The 6,090-nt window shown below is 51.8% G+C and carries 6 protein-coding genes; 4 read left to right on the top strand and 2 right to left on the bottom strand.

Going from position 1 to position 6,090, the window contains the following annotated elements; all coding sequences use genetic code 11:
- Positions 1–2: 2 nt before the first annotated feature.
- On the bottom strand, positions 3–566 hold the full coding sequence (locus BP822_RS01540; RefSeq protein WP_013720145.1) for an HVO_0476 family zinc finger protein: 564 nt from the start codon (positions 564–566) through the stop codon (positions 3–5).
- A 145-nt stretch (positions 567–711) separates the two neighbouring features.
- Here BP822_RS01540 and BP822_RS01535 point away from each other — a divergent pair, with 145 nt between their 5' ends.
- Both BP822_RS01535 and BP822_RS01530 read left to right on the top strand, forming a co-directional pair.
- Positions 712–924, top strand: coding sequence for a hypothetical protein (locus BP822_RS01535; protein ID WP_048132404.1), 213 nt, complete (start codon positions 712–714; stop codon positions 922–924).
- 252 nt (positions 925–1,176) lie between these two features.
- A complete protein-coding gene (locus BP822_RS01530) occupies positions 1,177–1,860 on the top strand; it encodes a hypothetical protein (protein WP_276837376.1) in 684 nt (227 codons plus the stop codon).
- On the opposite strand, the gene BP822_RS01525 is transcribed toward BP822_RS01530, so the two are convergent.
- Positions 1,861–2,547, bottom strand: coding sequence for an N-glycosylase/DNA lyase (locus tag BP822_RS01525; protein ID WP_276619508.1), 687 nt, complete (start codon positions 2,545–2,547; stop codon positions 1,861–1,863).
- Between the two features lie 78 nt (positions 2,548–2,625).
- Here BP822_RS01525 and uvrB point away from each other — a divergent pair, with 78 nt between their 5' ends.
- The gene (gene uvrB / locus BP822_RS01520) at positions 2,626–4,602 is read left to right on the top strand and encodes an excinuclease ABC subunit UvrB (RefSeq protein WP_349681840.1); all 1,977 of its coding nucleotides are present in this window, start codon (positions 2,626–2,628) and stop codon (positions 4,600–4,602) included.
- 63 nt (positions 4,603–4,665) lie between these two features.
- Complete coding sequence (locus BP822_RS01515) at positions 4,666–6,072, top strand: MATE family efflux transporter (protein WP_273272018.1); 1,407 nt, start codon at positions 4,666–4,668, stop codon at positions 6,070–6,072.
- Positions 6,073–6,090: the final 18 nt, after the last annotated feature.

Raw genomic sequence — 6,090 nt, 5'->3', positions numbered from 1 at the left:
AATCAGATCTCCCGTCCCCAAACCCGAACGATGTTTTTGGCCTCAGCTGCGTCGGCAAATCCCTCTCCACGCAGCTTGATCTTGACTATGATGAACTGGAAGTTCTCCACCCTCCTTTTCTCGCCCACCTCCAGAAGCTCATCTCCCGGAACTGTGATCTTAAGGGGATGGCTCTTGCCCCCTCGAAATACGGTTATCCTCAGCGGCACCTCGTCCGTAGCCCTTGCCCAGACGGTCTTCACAGTCTCGGCAAGAGCGCTCCTGACACGGCGATCCGTCTCCAGAGAAGTGATCTGGGTCATCACCACATCCTTTGTTGGATCGTCCACCAAAAGCTCATCTCCGACGTTCAGCAACTCATTTGCCCGGATGGTTATAAAATGGGGCAGAGCGCGGTCATCCCAATTGACTATCACCTTGAGGTTGACCAAACGCACCCGTTTCACCTCAACCGGATGAACAGTTCCGCAGTCATCGCAGCGAACTAGGTTCTCCTGTCCGGATTTAATCAGGGTATGGTCGGTATCCGTGCCGCAGGCTGGGCAGAAGATCTGATCTTCAAGCATGGAATACTGTTGTCCTTTGTGGTATTAAGCATGACCGGAGATGATGAGAGAAAAGGAGGCGAGATGATCTGCACTGCTTTTATGCATCCACTTCCGGCTTCTATTCAAGGAAAAATTTTTTAAGCAAGATGTTCAATTAATACTTATGACAAAAATGGATAAAGATGGGCGAGATGGATCTGGCCGGGGAACGGATGAGTGCTGCCTCATAGCAGAGAGCATGATCGATGAATTGCATCAGATCACAATATCTGAGAGAATAGCCACCCCCTCGGGTGGTCGAAGGAACAAAGTCTCATTCAAAAGAAAGATAATGCAGCAGATAAGAAATGCCAGGAGGTTTGCTACGGTCGGTTGAAAATAATACGTGATACTTCTAAATGTTTTATATAATTTATATTCTAAATAAAATCTCTTTCATTCGAAATAACGAACATATTTAATGAAAAATATATTATACTTAATAATAATTTCTTAAAGAGCTTATTCGGAATATAATCGGGCTATTTGTTTGCAGTCACAAATTCAAATCATTTAAAATTATTTAAATTATGTGAAAAGGGATCGCGCCGCGCAAACTATAAATATTAATTTAGCGAGTTACTATAGTGTGAACTCCAAATCATGCTCCATCCCGCAGTCGTGCTCTGAGCTGGAGATAGACCTCAAAAGGCTCGATCGCACGCTTCAGGCCGCTCACAGAAGCTCTATAGACATAAAGGATGCCTATGACTTCTATGTCCTTGCCTTAAAGGAGTTCAACAAGGAGAACCTCTCCGACTCATTTCTCTACTGCGATCGGGCGAACTATGAGCTCACAAGTGCCGTCAACGAGGCTAAGATCAATATCAGAGGCTCCAGGTTCCATAGCCTGAGAACGATCTCCTACTTCTTCCAGCTCTACGGCCTTTATGCTATAGTATTTGCCGTACTGGCCATCCTATTTTTCAGCATGCTGATCTATCAGTATCCCGAAGCGGTGATTCTCGATGTCCCTCTCTGGTCCTCGTTCTTCGCCGGCCTGGGGGCATCAGCTCAGATCCTCACCGGAGTGGCAGAAGACCTGCGCCGCTACGGCCTGGCCACCCGGTACAAGAGGCTCTGGTATATGGCCATACCCCTGATCAGCATGGTCTTCGGTTATATGGCCTATCTGATATCTAGCTCTGGACTGATAGCGCTGAATGACGGTATCGGAGATGGGGTCTTCAGCATAATGTTCATCTGCTTTTTAACCGGTTTCCTGACCAAATGGATAATAAACAGGCTCTCGCGACTGTCCAGGGATATTTGATTACTTGAATATCTCTCCCGCTTCCTTGTACCAGAGCAATAGATCAAGCTGGCCCATCGGAATTCCCGCCTGGGAAGAGAAGGCGGTCATTTGCCTCTCGATCTCAATGTAACGCCTCTTGGTGGGCGATTCGGGAACTTTGTCTATCACTCCCAGCAGGGCTAGATTTTTGAGGATATGCCGGTCGAGAATAGCCAGATCCTCCCCCAGGCCTATGTTCCTCAAGAAATGGCTGGCCTCCTTATAGCCAAGGCCCAGGACGTTCGCCACCAGCCACTCCCGGGCAGCGGCATGACTGGGAAATCCTGCCAGAGTGGTGCGAAGGGATCGATGGCTGAACATTGACCGGGCAAGACATACATACTCCGCCTTCCGCTGGTTGAACCTCACGCCCACCAGCTCTTCTTGAACCTGGCATGGCTCACCAGAAGCGATAAGGCACTTTCTCTCCAGCCTCTCCACCGCCCTCCAGCATATCCTAGCCTTGGACTGAGGGGTGAGAAGGCAGAACACCATCTCACGGAAGAGGTCCTCGTCGCTGGCCGTCTCCCATATGCGCTGAAACTCTGCCAGTCTCTCCTCGATCTGATCTTTTATTGGATCATAGAGCTCATGCAGATCCTGGACGGAGAGGGGCTCGCTTTTTACCCTCTCCGGATTTAATTCTTCTTTGATTTCTGATTTCATCCCTCTTGACCTCTGTCTCCGGATTATTTAGCCATTGTGCAGGGCAAAAGCTATTAGCACCAAGGATTATGCCTGCCAATGAGCATGGCAGAAGATTCATTATCCCAGCACCGTCCGGTTGAGCAGCAGTTCCGCCTCCACTCTAGCTTTGCTCCCTGCGGCTCCCAGCCGGAGGCCATAGATCAGCTTGTTTTGGGCCTGCAAAGGAATGAGAGGTTCCAGACTCTGATCGGGGTCACGGGCTCAGGCAAGACCTATACGGTAGCCAATGTCATTTCACAGGTTCAGAAGCCCACCCTTGTGATCGTCCATAACAAGACCCTGGCTGAGCAGCTTTACAATGAGTTCAAGGAGTTCTTCCCGGATAACCGGATTGAATATTTCATCTCTTATTATGACTACTATCAGCCGGAGTCGTATATCCCCTCAAAGGATCAGTACATAGAGAAGGACTCTCTCATCAATCCCAAGATAGAGCAGATGAGGCTGGCCACCACCGCCTCGCTTCTCTCCCGCCGGGATGTGATAGTAGTGGCCTCCGTTTCATGCATCTACGGCCTGGGCAATCCCGAGAACTTCCAGAGCATGGGGTTTGAGCTGAAGGTGAATGAAAGGATCTCCAGAAAGGATATCCTGGAAAGGCTGGTGGACATCCTCTATGAGCGCTCAGACCTGGACCTCTCTCCGGGACGCTTCCGGGTCAACGGCGAGACCATCGATATCATCCCCGGCTACTTCAACAACATCATTCGAATTGAGCTCTTTGGAAATAAAGTAGAGAGGATCTCTGAGGTCGACAGGATCACCGGCAAGAGAGTCGAGGATATGAGCTACTTCTTCGTCTATCCGGCCAGGCATTATGTCATACCGGAGAACGAGCTGAAAGCGGCGGTCGACTCCATAAAGGCGGAGCTGAACGAGAGGCTTCAAGAGCTTGGGATGATCGAGGCCCACCGGCTCCGGCAGAGAACAATGCATGATATGGAGATGATAGAAGAGACCGGAAGCTGCAAGGGAATTGAGAACTACTCCCGCCATTTTGACCGCCGCCAGCCAGGAGAGCCTCCATACTGTTTGATCGACTATTTTCCCGATGACTTTTTGCTCATAATCGATGAGAGCCATCAGACCCTCCCCCAGCTCAGGGCGATGAACAGAGGCGACCGGTCTCGCAAGAAGAACCTGGTGGATTATGGCTTCCGGCTGCCCAGCAGCTATGACAACCGGCCGCTTGATTTTGAGGAGTTTGAGCGGTTCATGAGAAATGTGATATTCGTCTCCGCCACCCCAGGAGACTATGAGCTCGAGCATTCGAAATCTCCAGTGGAGCAGATCATCCGCCCCACCGGCCTTCTCGATCCGGAGGTGGAGGTCCGGCCCATCGACGGGCAGGTGAAGGATGTGATGACGGAGATCTCCGGAGTGATCTCGAGAGGGGATCGAGCACTGGTTACCACCCTCACCAAACGGCTGGCAGAGGAGTTGACCGATTATCTGAGCCAGAATGATATTCGGGCCCGCTATCTGCATTCAGAGATTCAGCCTCTGGAGAGGACGGAGATCATCCGTGAGCTGAGGCTGGGCAAATTCGATGTCCTGGTGGGAATCAACCTCCTCCGAGAGGGGCTGGACATCCCCGAGGTGGGGTTCATAGGAATTTTAGACGCAGACAAAGAGGGATTCCTCCGGGATGAGAAGAGCCTGATCCAGACCATCGGCCGGGCCTCAAGGAACGCCAACTCCCGGGTGGTCCTCTATGCGGACCGGATGACCGGCTCCATAAAGAAGGCGATGGAGACCACGGAGAGGCGCAGATCTCTGCAGATGGCATACAACCAAGAGCACGGCATCATCCCTCAGACCATCAAGAAACCCATCCGGGAAAAGGTGGTGGAGATCACCGACACCAGGCATATTCCAAAATCGGATATTCCAAATGCGATCATCGAGCTGGAGGCGGAGATGATGGCAGCGGCGGAGCGTCTGGAGTTCGAGAGGGCCATTCAGCTCCGGGATACCGTCCGCAGGCTGGAGAGGGAGATGAAGGTGGCTTGAAAAGAGACCATAAGCAGCATCTCCCTTTCCAGAGCTGTGAATTCAAAGGGCCCCAGTGATCGGATGAACGATGGAATCGAAGCTAGGGGGGAAGAGGCCCAAAAAGAGATTACCAGAGGGGTTTCCCTGTTGATCGGAGAGCCGAAAAAGGCCCTCTTGAAGCTCTCCGGCCCTATGATCGTCGCCATGTTGATCCTTGCCGCCTACAATCTGGTGAACGCCGTCTGGGTGGCAGGCCTGGGATCGGATGCCCTGGCTGCAGTAGGATTTGTGACCCCCATATTCATGGTGGTGGTTGGCCTGAGCAACGGCCTGGGGGCAGGGGTTTCTTCTTCCATCTCCCGCAGGATAGGGGCACAGGACAAAAGAGGGGCGGATAATACCACCATGCATGCCCTCCTGCTGGTTTTGCTGGTCTCAATGATACTGACAGCAGTCCTCCTCTTAACCCTGGAGCCTCTCCTTTCCGCAATGGGTGCAGGCTCCTCTCTTGGTCTGGCCATGGAGTACGGCAATATCGTCTTTTCCGGATCCATATTTATGGTCTTCACCAACATCGCTTATGCCATCCTGAGAGGAGAAGGGGATACAAAACGCACCATGTACGCCATGGGCGCGGGATCGCTGATCAACGCCGTCTTGGATCCCATTCTGATCTACTGGGCGGGGATGGGGATAGCAGGAGCAGCATGGGGCACAGTCATATCTCTCTTGATCGTGGCCATGGTACAGATCTACTGGCTGATCGTCAAGAAGGACACCTACGTTTCCCTGTCCCGGAATGCCTTTGTCCCCAGCAGAAAAGTGATGAGTGACATCCTCAAGGTGGGGATTCCGGCCAGCGTCGAGTTCCTCCTTTACTCCATAGATGCCATCATCATCAACAGCATGCTGGTTCGGGTTTCGGGAACGGACGCTGTAGCCGTTTATACTGCAGGCTGGCGGGTGATAATGATGGCCACCATTCCTCTGATCGCCATTGCCACAGCAGAGATCTCTGTGGCAGGAGCAGCAATCGGCGCCAGAAGATATGGCAACCTGCCGGTTATTCATAACTATTCCACAAAGCTTGGCTTCGCCATTGGAACGGTCACCGCCCTCATCACCGGCATATTTGCCCCTCAGATAACCATGTTTTTCACCTATACTCCCGAGAGCGCTCACCTTGCCGGAACAATGGTGGCATTCATGCATGTGATGTGCCTGTTCTACCCATTCATGTCCCCGGGAATAATGTCCGCCTGCCTCTTCCAGGGGGCGGGCAAAGGTCTCACCTCCCTCTTGCTCAATGTCCTCAGAGATGTGGTTCTCATTACAATGGTAGCCTTCATCCTGGGAATGGTCTTGGGGCTGGGTCAGGAGGGGATATGGTGGGGAATCGTGTTTGGAAACATAGCAGGAAGCCTCCTGAGCTATTTATGGGCCAGGCTCTATATATCCCGGCTGATGAAGGTCAAAGGGACAGCATAAAGGATTAGATCACCTATT

Origin of the sequence: Methanosaeta sp. UBA458 (genome assembly GCF_002496085.1) — an archaeon.
GTDB lineage: Archaea > Halobacteriota > Methanosarcinia > Methanotrichales > Methanotrichaceae > Methanothrix > Methanothrix soehngenii.
The sequence above is the reverse complement of the archived record's forward strand: the minus strand, read 5'-3'. Positions and strand labels throughout refer to the sequence as shown.

Coding starts and splice junctions, on each gene's coding strand:
- uvrB (WP_349681840.1), top strand. CDS start 2,626: ATGAGCATGGCAGAAGATTCATTATCCCAGCACCGTCCGGTTGAGCAG.
- BP822_RS01515 (WP_273272018.1), top strand. CDS start 4,666: ATGAACGATGGAATCGAAGCTAGGGGGGAAGAGGCCCAAAAAGAGATT.
- BP822_RS01540 (WP_013720145.1), bottom strand. CDS start 566: ATGCTTGAAGATCAGATCTTCTGCCCAGCCTGCGGCACGGATACCGAC.
- BP822_RS01535 (WP_048132404.1), top strand. CDS start 712: ATGACAAAAATGGATAAAGATGGGCGAGATGGATCTGGCCGGGGAACG.
- BP822_RS01525 (WP_276619508.1), bottom strand. CDS start 2,547: ATGAAATCAGAAATCAAAGAAGAATTAAATCCGGAGAGGGTAAAAAGC.